Source organism: Gilliamella sp. Occ4-3, from assembly GCF_001690675.1.
In the GTDB taxonomy this organism is placed as follows: Bacteria; Pseudomonadota; Gammaproteobacteria; order Enterobacterales; family Orbaceae; genus Gilliamella; species Gilliamella bombi.
This window is the reverse complement of record NZ_LZHR01000124.1, coordinates 1-14431: the sequence shown is the minus strand read 5'-3', so window position 1 is coordinate 14431 and position 14431 is coordinate 1. Positions and strand designations below refer to the sequence as shown.

The 14431-nt window shown below is 34.8% G+C and carries 14 protein-coding genes, 1 tRNA gene and 1 pseudogene; 9 read left to right on the top strand and 7 right to left on the bottom strand.

The features are described from left to right. From A9G44_RS12955 to A9G44_RS12945, 3 genes are all read left to right on the top strand, one after another. A partial coding sequence (locus tag A9G44_RS12955) for a hypothetical protein (RefSeq protein WP_218837609.1) occupies nt 1-1448 on the top strand: 1448 nt, incomplete at its 5' end. Between the two features lie 208 nt (nt 1449-1656). Beyond that, the gene (gene secG, locus A9G44_RS12950; RefSeq protein WP_034915326.1) at nt 1657-2034 is read left to right on the top strand and encodes a preprotein translocase subunit SecG; all 378 of its coding nucleotides are present in this window, start codon (nt 1657-1659) and stop codon (nt 2032-2034) included. Nucleotides 2035-2041: 7 nt separating this feature from the next. Then, nucleotides 2042-2127, top strand: a tRNA-Leu gene (locus A9G44_RS12945). A gap of 312 nt (nt 2128-2439) precedes the next feature. Here the strand turns inward: A9G44_RS12945 and A9G44_RS12940 are convergent. Beyond that, nucleotides 2440-3795, bottom strand: a complete 1356-nt coding sequence (locus A9G44_RS12940; protein ID WP_034914904.1) for a PFL family protein — start codon at nt 3793-3795, stop codon at nt 2440-2442. A gap of 35 nt (nt 3796-3830) precedes the next feature. After that, complete coding sequence (locus A9G44_RS12935; protein ID WP_034914900.1) at nt 3831-4100, bottom strand: ACT domain-containing protein; 270 nt, start codon at nt 4098-4100, stop codon at nt 3831-3833. 140 nt (nt 4101-4240) lie between these two features. On the opposite strand from A9G44_RS12935, the gene A9G44_RS12930 reads away from it, so the two are divergent. Together A9G44_RS12930 and A9G44_RS13200 are read left to right on the top strand one after the other, a co-directional pair. After that, a complete protein-coding gene (locus tag A9G44_RS12930; protein WP_065611541.1) occupies nt 4241-5455 on the top strand; it encodes a pyridoxal phosphate-dependent aminotransferase in 1215 nt (404 codons plus the stop codon). 209 nt (nt 5456-5664) lie between these two features. Then, nucleotides 5665-6454: pseudogene (locus tag A9G44_RS13200) on the top strand (IS3 family transposase). A 138-nt stretch (nt 6455-6592) separates the two neighbouring features. On the opposite strand, the gene A9G44_RS12920 reads toward A9G44_RS13200, so the two are convergent. Further along, nucleotides 6593-6877, bottom strand: a complete 285-nt coding sequence (locus tag A9G44_RS12920) for a hypothetical protein (protein ID WP_065611537.1) — start codon at nt 6875-6877, stop codon at nt 6593-6595. An 858-nt stretch (nt 6878-7735) separates the two neighbouring features. Between A9G44_RS12920 and envC the strand changes: the two genes are divergently transcribed. Then, nucleotides 7736-8920: a murein hydrolase activator EnvC gene (gene envC / locus A9G44_RS12915; RefSeq protein ID WP_218837608.1), complete on the top strand. Its 1185-nt coding sequence runs from the start codon at nt 7736-7738 to the stop codon at nt 8918-8920. Next, on the top strand, nt 8920-9738 hold the full coding sequence (locus A9G44_RS12910) for a divergent polysaccharide deacetylase family protein (protein ID WP_065611532.1): 819 nt from the start codon (nt 8920-8922) through the stop codon (nt 9736-9738). The genes envC and A9G44_RS12910 overlap by 1 nt, the downstream gene beginning before the upstream one ends. A 3-nt stretch (nt 9739-9741) precedes the next feature. Here A9G44_RS12910 and rapZ read toward each other — a convergent pair whose 3' ends face one another. From rapZ to dsbB, 4 genes are all read right to left on the bottom strand, one after another. Then, nucleotides 9742-10590: an RNase adapter RapZ gene (rapZ, locus tag A9G44_RS12905; protein ID WP_034913961.1), complete on the bottom strand. Its 849-nt coding sequence runs from the start codon at nt 10588-10590 to the stop codon at nt 9742-9744. 81 nt (nt 10591-10671) lie between these two features. After that, nucleotides 10672-11265 carry an XTP/dITP diphosphatase gene (locus A9G44_RS12900; protein ID WP_065575433.1) on the bottom strand — a complete coding sequence of 198 codons (594 nt, stop codon included), beginning with the start codon at nt 11263-11265 and terminating at the stop codon, nt 10672-10674. Between the two features lie 86 nt (nt 11266-11351). Further along, complete coding sequence (gene rluA, locus A9G44_RS12895) at nt 11352-12008, bottom strand: bifunctional tRNA pseudouridine(32) synthase/23S rRNA pseudouridine(746) synthase RluA (protein ID WP_065611530.1); 657 nt, start codon at nt 12006-12008, stop codon at nt 11352-11354. A gap of 78 nt (nt 12009-12086) precedes the next feature. Continuing rightward, nucleotides 12087-12620 (bottom strand): disulfide bond formation protein DsbB, encoded by a 534-nt coding sequence (gene dsbB / locus A9G44_RS12890; protein ID WP_034913950.1) that lies wholly within the window; start codon nt 12618-12620, stop codon nt 12087-12089. Between the two features lie 146 nt (nt 12621-12766). Here dsbB and rluC point away from each other — a divergent pair, with 146 nt between their 5' ends. Together rluC and A9G44_RS12880 are read left to right on the top strand one after the other, a co-directional pair. Continuing rightward, complete coding sequence (gene rluC / locus A9G44_RS12885) at nt 12767-13762, top strand: 23S rRNA pseudouridine(955/2504/2580) synthase RluC (protein ID WP_065611528.1); 996 nt, start codon at nt 12767-12769, stop codon at nt 13760-13762. Between the two features lie 73 nt (nt 13763-13835). After that, the coding region (locus tag A9G44_RS12880) for an IS30 family transposase (RefSeq protein ID WP_081298357.1) at nt 13836-14431 on the top strand (596 nt) is incomplete at its 3' end.

Here is a 14431-nt window from a genome sequence, read left to right as displayed (position 1 = left end):
AATTTAGGATGGAAAAAATTTATAAGCAACTAAAAATAACACTTTTCAAAGAAATCTTGTATTCAATTATTTTATTTATTTTTTTTCTACTTCCATTTTCAGCTACAGCTACCCTATCGGCAACAACGGTAGGAACAATTATGGGAAATGCGCCTCTTTTTATTTCGGCTTCTTCTGAAAATAATTTAGGTTTTACCGTTAAAGATACTTTTTATAGTGAACAATTAAAAAATATCCCTAAATCGTTTGATAAAAACCTTACATTAAATGACTTTATCATCAAAACACCAACTGATTTTAAATTTTCCCCCACTCTGAATTACTATGATGAAGATGGAGACAGAGCTTCCGATAAAGGGGCTTTTTCTATTGGTGCAATTACCTTTAAATGGTTTGATAATGCAGGACAAGAAATTTCAAAATCTCAATATGGAAAGGTAATTGGTTGTGGCAGTGGGTTTCAGATGCCGCTTAAATTAGTTATTACCCTTTCTGATATACAAGTCCATTCTGAATATGGTGTTCCAAAAGACAGCGAATTATCTAATTTAACCAAAATTTATCAAATTAATACTGATTCGGCGATCTGTTTTGCAAAACCTAATCAAATGATAGTCAATAATAATCAAACTTGGGGAAGTCCTTATCATTTTACACAAAATGGTAAAACAGATTGTGTACTTGTAGGTTATGGTACTGTAGAAGACTCTTTGATTGATCCGAACCGAGGATATAAAGGCTGGAATAAAATTGGTACTGAATATAGAGATTCGATTTGTGGTGGAGGTTACGATCATAATGTTTTTGACCCTCTCAATGGATTTTATGCATCTGCCTATCCGAAGTTTCCAACAACAGGTTTTTCTGGTGCTCAGTTTCAATTAATTATGACTGGTGCCCAAACAGATTGGGATTATTCTGTGAATACAACACCAGTAGGTAGTGTGACAGTAGATAATAATGGCATGGTTTATCTCAACCATAAACCTAATGGCGCAGTAACGGTATCAGCAAAATTTAAATCAGATAATAGCATAATACATAGTTACACATTCAATCCAACCAAAACATGGGTTGCTCCAAAAGATGGAGTATACACATATGAACAAGCAACGCAAGTATGTCATGGCGAAGCAAACATACCTACTCGAGCTGAAATGTCAAATTCTCCTAATGCTTCAGATTCATGGAAAATAGTACCACTAACTTGGGATCTGTTTACACGAACAATCAACCAAGGGGTATTAAGTGAATGGGGAATGACAACTTTCCCAAATTACCCTAAGTCCAATTGGTTCACAGGAGAACAATGGTTTTTTTCATCTGATGAGTTTCCACTAACAAATCAATACCCAGGACGTTCTAACCGATATGCTATTGACGCTTGGATTGGGCAAGTTGAAGTATGGGGGAAAGAACAAAAATTACACGCTGTTTGTAAAGAATAATTACTTTATTTAAACTAAAAGAAATAAATGCAGTCAATAATCATGGCGCTTATTTTAGTTTAGACATTAACAATCTCTGATTGACTAAAAAATTTTTTTTTAAACAGACTAACAATTTATGAAATTTTACTTGCTTGTTGGTCTGTCTTTCGCTAATATTTCGCATCAATAGATTCTGTTATATAACATATAAAGTTGACAGGTTGAAATGTACGAATTTTTAATTATAAGCTATCTAGTTATTGCGATCGTAATAGTTGCATTAGTTTTAATACAACGAGGTAAAGGTGCTGACATGGGTTCATCTTTTGGCTCTGGCGCATCAGCGACTTTATTTGGCTCTTCAGGTAGTGGAAATTTTTTGACTCGCGCTACCACTTTATTAGGTATTTTGTTTTTTGTAATAAGCATTTTACTTTCAAATTTAGGTAGCAAACCACGAATAGCTTCATCTAGCGAATTTGAGAATATTGAAGATACTGTACCAGTAACAACACAGCTGAATGAAGGTAATACTGCTGCACCTACTACAGCTCCAGTTACTCAACCTGTACAGCAAAATTCAACTTCAGATATACCTGAATAACAACGGCGCCGTGGTGGTGAAATTGGTAGACACGCTATCTTGAGGGGGTAGTGCTCTAAGAGCATGCGGGTTCAAGTCCCGCCCACGGCACCAAATCAATAAACAGTAACATTCTTTTAAACCCTACAAAACACATCAAACACAGTAATAACAAGACTTAAAGTCTATTGTATTGTCCATTAAGTATCAGTAAGGTACATTTACAACCACACCTTTTAGGTATATACTTAAGTATATGAATATTATATGCTTAAAATTATTATGGCAAGAAAAGTAGCCTTGATAATAGATATCCGAATAAAAGCCATCAATTCATGAAATAAGGAATATTCATTATTTATAGCGATAATCCGCCTACCTTGCTGTAGACGGAGTAAGGGAAAATATTCATTTAAAATAAATATATTAGTTTTTAAATGAATGAATTGGAGCAGGAATTCTTCCACCTCGATTAATAAAATCACATGAACTAAATTTGTTTACTGACATAACGGGAGCATGGCCGAGTAAGCCACCAAATTCAATGTTATCTCCTACGTTTAAGCCCACTGCTGGAATAATTCGCACAGCTGTTGTTTTGTGGTTAATCACCCCTATTGCAGCCTCATCTGCAATGATCGCCGAAATAGTTTCAGCTGGCGTATCGCCTGGAATTGCAATCATATCCAGTCCAACAGAACAAACACAGGTCATTGCTTCTAGTTTTTCAAGATTAAGTGCACTGTTATTTACAGCATCAATCATACCTGCATCTTCCGAAACAGGGATAAATGCACCGCTTAATCCGCCAACATGGCCACAAGCCATTACTCCACCTTTTTTAACCGCATCGTTTAGCATAGCTAGTGCTGCAGTTGTACCGTGTGTACCGACTGCTTCTAATCCCATTTCTTCTAAAATGTGTGCAACCGAATCACCAATTGCCGGGGTTGGAGCTAACGATAAATCGACAATACCAAATTTAACGCCTAAACGTTCAGAAGCTTCTTTACCGACCAGTTGCCCCATACGAGTAATTTTAAATGCAGTTTTTTTGATAGTCTCAGCTACAACATCAAATGGCTGACCTTTGACTTTTTCAAGTGCTCGCTTAACTACACCAGGACCACTGACACCAATGTTAATGACGCAATCAGCTTCACCTACGCCATGAAAGGCACCTGCCATAAATGGATTATCTTCAACAGCATTAGCAAACACTACTAACTTAGCGCAGGCCATGCTACTATTATCAGCTGTTAATTGCGCGGCTTCTTTGATGACATTTCCCATTTGCTTTACTGCATCCATGTTGATCCCAGTTTGTGTAGAGCCAACATTTACCGAAGAGCAAACTCGTTCAGTTTGTGCAAGTGCTTGTGGAATTGATTTAATTAAAATTTCATCACCTTTATGGTAACCTTTTTGTACCAGTGCTGAAAATCCACCAATAAAGTTAACATTAACTGCTTTGGCCGCTTCATCCAAAGTTTTAGCAAACGCTACATAATCTTTATCATCACTAGCACCGGCAATTAAAGATATTGGCGTAACAGAAATACGTTTATTGATTATTGGAATACCAAATTCTGAAGTAATCTGATCACCTACTTTAACAAGATCTTTTGCCAGACGTGTAATTTTGTTATAAATCTTTTGGCGTGCTTTTTCACCATCACTATCTATACAATCAAGAAGAGAAATACCCATGGTTATTGTGCGGATATCAAGTTTTTCTTCCTCAATCATTTTAATGGTTTCGAGGATCTGTTTTGTTTCCATTAGTATTATCCTTTTATTAAAATATAGAATTAATATTATAAACGATGCATAGCATCAAAAATTTCTTCTCTTTGAAGATTGACTTTAACTTTTAGATTTTGACCTGTTTGCATCAACACAGTTTTTACTTCATCAAATGACACATTAATTTTAGATAGGTCAAGTAACATAATCATCGTAAAATACTCATCCATGATAGTTTGGCTGACATCTAAAATATTAATATTTAATTCATATAACTTTTGGCTAATACCAGCAATAATACCTGTTTGATCTTTACCAATTACCGTTAAAATGGTTTTCATAACACTCTCCCGCACAAAAAATAGACAATTAAATAATATTTATTGAGCTAACTATAATAGCATCTTCAAAAATTATCGAAATAGGAGTAGATTGTTTTTTTCAGTAAAAATATCAACACAAGAACTAAAAAGAGCAACTTATGGTAAATTTCTCAAAATCCACAAAATTGGATCATGTTTGTTACGATATCCGTGGTCCAATTCTAGAGCATGCAAAACGACTGGAAGAAGAAGGTCAAACTATCCTGAAACTCAATATTGGAAACCCAGCGCCGTTCGGTTTTGCTGCGCCTGACGAATTATTAATTGATGTGATTAGAAACTTACCTTCCTCACAAGGATATTCCGATTCTAAAGGCCTTTATTCTGCTCGTAAAGCAATCATGCAGTATTATCAAGCTCGCGGAATTAATAGTTTAGATGTTGAAGATATTTACATCGGTAATGGTGTATCAGAATTAATCGTTCAATCCATGCAGGCCTTACTAAATAGTGGAGATGAAATACTCGTACCTATGCCTGATTACCCATTATGGACAGCAGCTATTAGTTTGTCTGGAGGTAGCGCTGTGCACTATCTTTGCGATGAAGAATCAAATTGGTCACCTGATATTGAAGATATTAAACGGAAAATAACTCCAAATACTAAAGGAATAGTAATTATTAATCCTAACAACCCGACAGGCGCTGTTTATAGTAAAGAAGTATTACTTGAGATCGCTGAAATCGCTCGTCAAAATAATCTAATTATCTTCGCCGATGAGATTTACGATAAAATTTTATACGATGATGCAGTGCATTATTCAATTGCCGCATTGGCACCCGATTTATTTGTCATTACCATGAGTGGCCTATCAAAAACTTATCGAGTTGCAGGTTTTAGGCAAGGCTGGATGGCGCTTTGTGGCCCTAAAAACCATGTAAAAGGCTATATTGAAGGCTTAAATATGCTAGCTTCAATGCGTTTATGTGCTAATGTGCCATTACAACATGCTATTCAAGGAGCGCTAGGAGGTTACCAAAGCATCAATGAATTTATTGTTCCTGGAGGTCGCTTATATGATCAATGTATGTTGGCATGGCGTTTACTTAATGAAATCCCTGGGGTTTCATGTACTAAACCACAAGGTGCCTTGTATCTATTTCCAAAATTAGATCAAAAAAAATTCAACATCCATAACGACCAAAAACTCGTATTAGATTTTTTGTTACAAGAAAAAGTATTACTTGTACAAGGAAGCGGCTTTAATTGGCATAAACCGGATCACGTTAGAATTGTTGCTTTGCCTCATTCAGGTCAACTTGAAGACGCTATTGGAAGATTTGCTCATTTTCTATCTTCCTATAAGCAATAAATCGCTCATTGATTAATCCCCAGTTTCTGCTGGGGTAATTTTAATAGCTCAGCCAAAATAGATTTATAAAACCATATTTAACATTGTCTTTTTATTGTGTAAAATACGGCTTATCTTCCTGTTTGAAACTTTGGATAGGCTACACTAATTAGTACCAGTTTTATAAGGTCATTGTTATGATAGACTAAAAATAAAAGAAGGTAACAACAATGACAATCGATTCATCGCGAAGAACAAAACGTAGCTTTACTAACGAGTTCAAAAAACAAATGGTCATGCTATATCAAAATGGTAAAAAACGTGTGGATATCGTCTCAGAGTATGACCTCACCAAGTCAGCATTAGATAAGTGGATAACGCAGTACCAAACTACTGGCTCATTCATCGCAAAAGATAATCGTCGAACTGAAGAGAACGAACTTATCGCGCTACGCAAAGAGAATAAACGCTTGTTAATGGAGAATGATATCCTAAAGCAAGCGGCGTTGATAATGGGAAGAAAATCGAGTTAATTTTACATAATAAGCATTGATACAGCTTACGTGCATTATGTCGATGTTTAAATGTAACCCGAAATCGTTTCTATTATCAACGGCAATTGACGCAGCAACCACAAGATATATCGCTGAGTGAAATAGTGGGTGAAATTTTTAATAATAATTATCAAGCTTATGGTACAAGGCGTCTGCAAGCAGAGCTGAGAAAGCAAGGCATAACCGTGTCTCGACGCCGAATAGGTCGAATCATGGCGAAAAATGGCTGGGTTTCGAAATACACCTGTAAAAAAGGTCGTTAAGTCGCAAAGGCTGTCCTTATGATAACGCAATTGCAGAAAGCACATTTAAAGCAGTGAAAACAGAATTTGTGTCAAATACTATTTTTGATTCACTGGCGCAACTTAAGTTGGAATTTAATCACTATGTGGATTGGTTTAATTATAATCGACTTCATTCAACATTAAATTACCAGTCGCCGATTGAATACAAAAGAGATCAATGACCTTATCTTTTTGGTACTAAAAAGTGTGGACATACCGATTTGATATTGTTGATCCATAAATATTATTGTTAATAAAGGCTGATTAATTTTTAAATAAATACGTAAAGTCCAAATACAGAATCAAAAAAACGATCATATTTATTGCTTATTTTTAATAATTATTTTTTTTAATCTTTTAATTTCATTAATTAATTTGGGAATATCTTGTCGTGCGTGTGCAATAAATTCTTGATCATCTATTGTTCCACCAATAAGTTCAATATTTTTTCCACGATTACATTCAGTTCCTGTGAGAATAAAATTTGAGCCACTAGTATGATCTCTACCTTCTACATATGATATCCATGGCCCTTTTGTTGCTTTTTTACATCGCTGAATTATTAGATTCAATTCATCATCTGATATTTTATTGTCATCTTGCATTAATGATTCCTTTTGAGGTTTGATTTGGCTGATAGATTCTTATGAGTAGGTGTCATGAATCATCAGATTGCTTCGTACATACCTATATTATTTTGTTATTTCGGTAATATTGTTGTCTATATTGGTCTGGCGATAACTTACCTTCAGTTGTGGTGTATACGATTATAATAAATTTAAATATATTCATAATATTGTTAGCCAGATTCGTCATTGTAGTAACAACATGAATAATATATGTTTTGAGTGTATAAGAAAAGCTCAACGACCTTATTATCGCAATAATTTGTCTATCGACTAATGCTTTGCCTAGGCTCAAATTATCAACAGTAAATTTTTATCAACTTACCGTAATGTGTTGCTTGCTATTCTTGATAATTTTACTTCTAGTTGTTAATGGATTTTAATTATGCTTTCATCAATAAATTTTCATTATAAATATTGTATATAATGAATAAATTTATATATTTTAATTAATGTACTTTTCTGACCGTAGATTAAAACATAGGTAAATCATACTTTAGTAGTTAAATTTCTTGGTATATTTCGCTAGGGATGCCAAAAACTTGCATTCTGTATAAAGTAGCTTTTAGTATGTTGTTATGTATTTGTTTATTGTGAATTCGACCTGTATTCAAAATTAGTAAAGTCACGGATAGCTCACTTTAATAATAACTATTTTTCCGTTCAGAAATGAGATACAAAACATACTAATTTTTTATCTAAAAAAACAAATTATCCTACTTTGTGTGTGGGTTTCATTTTGCATCTTGGCCTATTTATCGGTATAGTGGTATTATCATTGTTGTTTGGTTATAAATCATAAATATAAACGCCATGTCTGTTTATCAGAAAATTATTGTGATTGTTTTTGTTGGATTAATAAAAATTAGTTTTTTATATGCTAATGATAATCAGCAACTTCAATCTTTACGTCACGCTATTGAAGAACAAGAAAAGCGTTTAGCACAACAAAAAGAAGAGCGTAATAAGTTAGTCAATAATCTTAAAGAACAAGAAACCAAAATAGCTAATCTTTTAACCTCAATTGAAAAGAATGATTTATCACTTAAGAAACTCGATCAAGAAATCAACAATTTGATTGGACAAATTGATATATTAACTATAAAACAAAAACATCAAAGAATTATATTATCAAAGCAGCTCGAAAGTGCATTTAAACTAGGCAAAACAACTGGTTTGGAGTTAATTTTTTCGGGCGAAAAAAGCGAACGTAATGATCGTATAATTGCTTATTACCGCTATATTAATCAAGCACGGCAACAGCAAATTCACAATCTTCAAGATACTCAAACCCAATTGACCGAGAAGAGAATTGAGTTACAAAAGAAACAAGCTTTGCATAAAGAATTACAAATTAGACAGAAAGAACAACAAGTAGGACTTGAAAAAAAACGTCAAAATCGACAAAACACGATAACTTCTCTTGAATCATTGATGCAATTAAATCAACAAAAATTAACCGATTTGCGTAATAATGAAGCTAAACTACAGGCTAAAATTGCTCAAGCTGAACGTAAAAATAGACGTATTGCAGAAGAAGAAGCAAAACAAGCAAAATATATTGAAGAAAAGCAGAATAATTCTCGTTATACTCCTAATCCTGATGAGCTAGCATTAATGGCTCGCGTAAGTGGTATTGGTAAGCCACAGCATCAGTTTAATTGGCCTGTAAATGGTAATATTGTGCATCAATTTGGAGAATCACTCCAAGGTGAGCTACGTTGGAAAGGGATGGTGATTAATGCTACAGATGGTGCTCAAGTTAAAGCCATTGCCGATGGACGGGTCATCTTGGCAAGTTGGTTACAAGGTTATGGTTTTGTTGTTGCATTAGATCATGGTAAAGGTGATATGAGTTTATATGGTTATAACCAACGTATTTTAGTTGAGGTGGGTGATAAGATTCATATTGAACAACCTATTGCATTGGTTGGTTCAAGTGGTGGGAAAAACATATCTGCTTTATATTTTGAGATTCGCCGTGATGGTAAGGCACTTGATCCGAGAGAGTGGTTAAAGTAATGCGTCGTTTTATTAACCTTTTTTTTATCATTTTCTTGGCGTTAAATTCCAACTATGTATGGGCTGCAAAACTTGCAATAGTTATTGATGATTTTGGCTATCGCCAACATAATGAAGAGCAAATAATTTCATTTTCTCCTAATATTACTATTGCAGTTTTACCAAATTCGCCTAATGCTAAACGTATTGCAACTATAGCCCATAATAATGGTAATGATGTGTTAATTCACTTACCTATGGTTCCATTAGGTAAACAGCCTCTGGAAAAAGACACTCTATTTCCTTCTATGGATGAAGCTGAAGTGAACCGAATAGTGAAAAATGCTGTTGAACGAGTGCCTTATGCCATTGGAGCTAATAATCATATGGGAAGTTTGATGACATCAGATCTTACTGGTATGATAAAAGTTATGAAAGCATTAAGTCAATATTCGATGTTTTTTTTAGATAGTAAAACAATCGGTAAGACTCAAATAAAAAAAGCTGCTAGCTACTATAACATCCCAGTATTAACGCGTGATGTATTTTTAGATGCTCAACAAAAAGAAAGTGCTATTAGCTTGCAATTTGATTTGGCTGTAAAATTGGCTCGAAAAAATGGTGTTGCTATTGTTATTGGCCATCCACATCCACAAACGATTAATATATTAAAACAGAAGCTTGCAAATTTACCTTCAGATATTGAACTGATTAAGATAAGTCAATTAATTACGGCAATACCAGCTTCAGTTAATCATAAAACTACACTAAAAGACATTTTTGGAAAATGTAAAAAACGCATTGAGGAAATATCGAATTTTAAAATTGAAGAAGAATAGTCATTACTTTTTTTCTAAAGTTCGGTGGCGAATTTTTACTTGTTTGTTTTGTGCTTTAAAAAATGAGGCCAATTGTTCAGCAATGAAAACAGAGCGATGTTGACCACCAGTACATCCAATAGCAATGGTTAAGTAACTGCGGTTGTTTTTTTCTAATAAAGGTAGCCATTGATTTAAGTAATTGGCAGTCTGATAGATAAAATTGGATACTTCATTGTGTTGTAATAAATATTCTTTTACCGGCTCATCTAATCCTGTTAATGGGCGCAAATTCACTTCCCAATGCGGGTTAGGTAAAAACCTGACATCAAATACAAAATCAGCATCAACGGGTAAGCCATGTTTAAAGCCAAATGATTCAAAAATAATGGTTAATTCACGCTCTTTTTTACCTAAAATACGTGATCTTAATATGTCTGATAGTTCATGTACTGATAGGTCATCGGTATTTATAACTAGGCTTGCGTTTGATTTTAAAGGTTCTAGATATTTTTCTTCAAGATCTATTGCTTCTTCAAGGGAATAGTGTTGATTGGTTAATGGATGTATTCGTCGTGTTTCACTATAGCGTCGAATTAACGTATTACGACTACAATCGAGGAAAAGTATTTCAGGTGTCACCGATTCGGGTAAACGTTGAAATATATCGTTATTAAAATCAAATTGTTCCGGCAAATTTCGAATATCAATGCTAACAGCAACTGGAGTGTTGTGGTTTTTTAATGAGTTGGCTAATTGAGGTAATAAAGCAACTGGGATATTATCAACACAATAAAATCCCATATCTTCTAGAGCGCGTAGGGCGATTGATTTTCCCGATCCAGAGCGACCACTTACTATCATTATAATCACAATATTAACTCCAATATCATTAATGTATTAAGTATATACTGTTTACTTCTTGATATGCAATTTCGAGTATAAATAAGTTTGCTAAGCAGTTTTAATTTTTTCAATCAATTGTTTTAGAGCTTGACCTCGATGTGATATTTGGCTTTTTTGTTCTTTTGTTAGCTGTGCTGCGGTGCACCCCAGTTTTGGTACATAAAAAAGTGGATCATAGCCAAATCCCCCATCACCTTGTTCTTCATTTAAAATTAAACCGTCCCACTTTCCTAAACAAATGATAGGTGTAGGGTCGTTTTCGTGTCTCATAAAAACTAACGCACAATAAAAATAAGCGGTGCGTTTTTCTTTTGGGATATTTTGTAGTGCTTTAAGTAATTTTTGATTGTTACTTTTGTCGTTACCGTGTTCACCAGCATAACGAGCAGAATAGATCCCAGGTTGTCCTCCAAGTGCATCGACCGCTAAGCCTGAGTCATCAGCAATGGCCGGTAGTCTAGTTAATTTGGCAGTATGTCTTGCTTTTAAAAGTGCATTTTCAATAAATGTTAAACCTGTTTCGTCGGCATCCGGTACATTAAATTGGCTTTGTGCAATAATATCAAAACCGGCATTAGCGAGTAATGCTTGCAATTCATTGACTTTACCTTGATTATTCGTTGCTAAAACAATTTTTTGCATTTTAATTTCCTTTATATCAGTTGGTTATCTGTTACTGATTTGAGTAGATTATATATAACGATTGCTAATTTTATATTCCTGCTTTTTTAAAAATCAGGTTCACAGCTAAACGTCATACTTTCGCCTGTTTTAGGATGGTTAATTGTTAGTAATTGAGCATGTAATAGCAACCTTTTTGACATAGCAAAGGCTTCAGGGTGGGCATAGAATTTATCGCCTAAAATAGGGTGACCAATGGCTTGCATATGTACCCGTAATTGATGTGATCGCCCAGTAAAAGGGAATAATTTCACTCGAGTTGTGTTGTCAGGATTGCGTGAAATAACTTGATATTCTGTCAGCGCATGTTTGCCATTTTCTAAATCGACCATTTGCCTTGGTCGATTGGGCCAATCACAAATTAGTGGTAATTCAACACGACCAGAATCTTGTTCAAGATGCCCATGCACAACAGCAATATAGGTTTTTTTAGGAATACGTTCACGAAATTGTTTTTTTATCTCTCGATCGGCGAGTTTAGAAAGTGCGGCAACCATGATACCACTGGTTGCCATATCTAACCGATGCACGGATTCGACGTAGCTATATTTTTGTTGCAATCGGTGAATAATACTATCAATAAATTGAGGTTTATTGCCCGAAACCGACAAAATACCCGGTTGTTTATTTACAACCACAATATGGTCGTCTTGATGCAAAATTGATAGCCAAGGTTCAATAGGTGGGTGGTATTCCAAAAGCATTTATGTGTGACGTTTGTAAAATAAAATTATCACACATTCTAACAAACTCAACAAAAAGTGCTAGTTTTATAAATAAAGTCATTTACTCCAGATTGAATTTTTTGAGGATAAAAAGAACTGAGATATTAATACAGCCAAGCCAACAATAAAATAGCAAGCAAAAATAATAATCATCCATTGTGACATTTCAATTGTTAGAAATGTCCAAATTTTATCGGCACATGAACCATAAGCATTAAACAAACTAGGAAACCACGAATCTAATGGTAGCCAAGTAGGAAATTGTACGTTAATTGAGCAAGTATCATTTAGGTTAGGTTCAAATTGTAGATGAGCATGAAATGTTGCTAATGAAAAGCCTTTATAGGCGCTAAAAAGCCAAATGAAAATACCTATTAATCGAACAAAAATGTTGCGAGGAGCAATTATTCCAATAATGCTAGCCAACATGATACCAAAAATAGCGCAACGCTGATAAATGCAGAGAGTACAAGGCGCAAGCCCTAAACCATGTTGAAAATAAAGTGCGGTTATTTCAAAAGTAAAAGTAGAAAAGAACAATAAGAACCAAGCCAATCTAGCTTGTGAGTATTGATTAAGCAATGATAACATACTATTTTATTCCCTCAGATTTCGCTATAATCTTTCTTCTTTAATTATATTGAATATAATCTATCTTATTTTTACTACGATAGTGTAGTTTATTTTTGAGTAATGTAAAACGATTTTATTTATTGACGGCGGATTAATCATTCCTTATGCACTCAACGGTTCCACATACAAAACTACAAGTCTCATTTGTTACTATTTCTGAGGAAAATGCGACACAGCGTATTGATAACTTTTTAATCACCTATTTAAAAGGTGTGCCAAAAAGTATGATTTATCGCATTTTAAGAAAGGGTGAGGTTCGTGTTAATAAAAAACGGATTAAACCTGAATATAAATTAAATATTGGCGATGAAATTCGTATTCCTCCTGTTCGTATGACTGAAAAACCCACGCCAGAGATTTCGACCAAGCTTAATAAAGTCGCTGATTTAGAAAAGGCAATCATCTATGAAGATGAGGTAATGTTGGCAATTAATAAGCCATCAGGTATTGCTGTTCATGGTGGTAGTGGCTTAAGTTTTGGCGTGATTGAAGGATTACGCGCCTTAAGACCTGAAGCGAAATTTTTGGAGTTGGTGCATCGCATAGATCGCGAAACATCGGGAGTGTTATTGATTGCTAAAAAACGCTCAGCACTAAAAGCATTACATGAGCAGTTGCGCCTTAAGCAAATGCAAAAAAATTATTTGGCGCTTGTTAAGGGGAATTGGCCTTCTGAATGTAAAGTGATACAAGCCCCACTGCTTAAAAATGTATTAAAAAGCGGTGAGCGTGTGGTGAAGGTTGATAAAGAGGGTAAACCTTCTGAAACGCGCTTTAAAGTTGAGGAGCGTTTCAATTTTGCCACTTTGATTAAAGCTAGCCCTGTTACTGGGCGTACACACCAAATTCGCATACATACTCAATACGCTAGTCATCCAATTGCTTTTGATGATCGTTATGGCGATAGACAATTTGATGCGTTATTAGCTGATACTAAGCTTAATCGTTTATTTTTACATGCAGCAAGTGTAAGGTTTATTCATCCTAAAAGTTTGCAAGAGATGCAATTAAATGCACCAATGGATGATGTTTTGCAGGCTTGCTTGTCGTATCTAAGAAAAGATAAATATCCTGGATTCAAACATGAAGTGCAATTTTAAACACGGTGGAGTGAAGAAAGTAGAAAGGTGATTTATACTAGCACCTTCGCACCACCACAGTTTGGAGATTGCTATGTATTATAATCACCTTTCTAGGAAGGAAAGATACCAGATTTTCGTATTATTACAAGCCGGAAAGAATAAAAAAGAGATAGCCCAGCTACTTAATAGACATCCTTCGACAATAAGTCGAGAGATAAAAAGAAACTCAAAACCTAATCAAGCCTATCAAGCACATGATGCGGTAACCCTAGCTAGGAAAAGGCGAAAAAACAGCGGTAATGGTAAGCCAATAGAGTCTTCGGTATGGCGCCAAGTTGAAAAATACCTCATGCTTTATTACAGCCCAGAGCAGATTGCTGCACGTTTAAAGAAAGTCAGCGTCCAATCAATCTATAACTATCTTTATCAAAATAAAGCGCGCTATGAACAATTCAAACCTTATCTAAGACGAAAAGGCAAAGCCTATAGGCATTGTAAGGCACCGAGTATTAAAGAAGGAGACCGCCGATATAAACGGTCAATTAAACAACGTCCAAGTTATGTAGAAAGCCGGAAAACGCGAGGACATTGGGAGGGAGATACGATTATTAGCCGTAAAGACAAGCAAGCATTGGTGACATTAGTTGAACGCAAAACAGGGCTAGTATTAATTGGGCGCCTCAATCA

Excerpts from the sequence above, each read along its gene's own strand:
- secG (WP_034915326.1), top strand. The coding sequence starts at position 1,657 with ATGTACGAATTTTTAATTATAAGCTATCTAGTTATTGCGATCGTAATA.
- A9G44_RS12940 (WP_034914904.1), bottom strand. The coding sequence starts at position 3,795 with ATGGAAACAAAACAGATCCTCGAAACCATTAAAATGATTGAGGAAGAA.
- A9G44_RS12935 (WP_034914900.1), bottom strand. The coding sequence starts at position 4,100 with ATGAAAACCATTTTAACGGTAATTGGTAAAGATCAAACAGGTATTATT.
- A9G44_RS12930 (WP_065611541.1), top strand. The coding sequence starts at position 4,241 with ATGGTAAATTTCTCAAAATCCACAAAATTGGATCATGTTTGTTACGAT.
- A9G44_RS12920 (WP_065611537.1), bottom strand. The coding sequence starts at position 6,877 with ATGCAAGATGACAATAAAATATCAGATGATGAATTGAATCTAATAATT.
- A9G44_RS12910 (WP_065611532.1), top strand. The coding sequence starts at position 8,920 with ATGCGTCGTTTTATTAACCTTTTTTTTATCATTTTCTTGGCGTTAAAT.
- A9G44_RS12900 (WP_065575433.1), bottom strand. The coding sequence starts at position 11,265 with ATGCAAAAAATTGTTTTAGCAACGAATAATCAAGGTAAAGTCAATGAA.
- rluA (WP_065611530.1), bottom strand. The coding sequence starts at position 12,008 with ATGCTTTTGGAATACCACCCACCTATTGAACCTTGGCTATCAATTTTG.
- dsbB (WP_034913950.1), bottom strand. The coding sequence starts at position 12,620 with ATGTTATCATTGCTTAATCAATACTCACAAGCTAGATTGGCTTGGTTC.
- rluC (WP_065611528.1), top strand. The coding sequence starts at position 12,767 with ATGCACTCAACGGTTCCACATACAAAACTACAAGTCTCATTTGTTACT.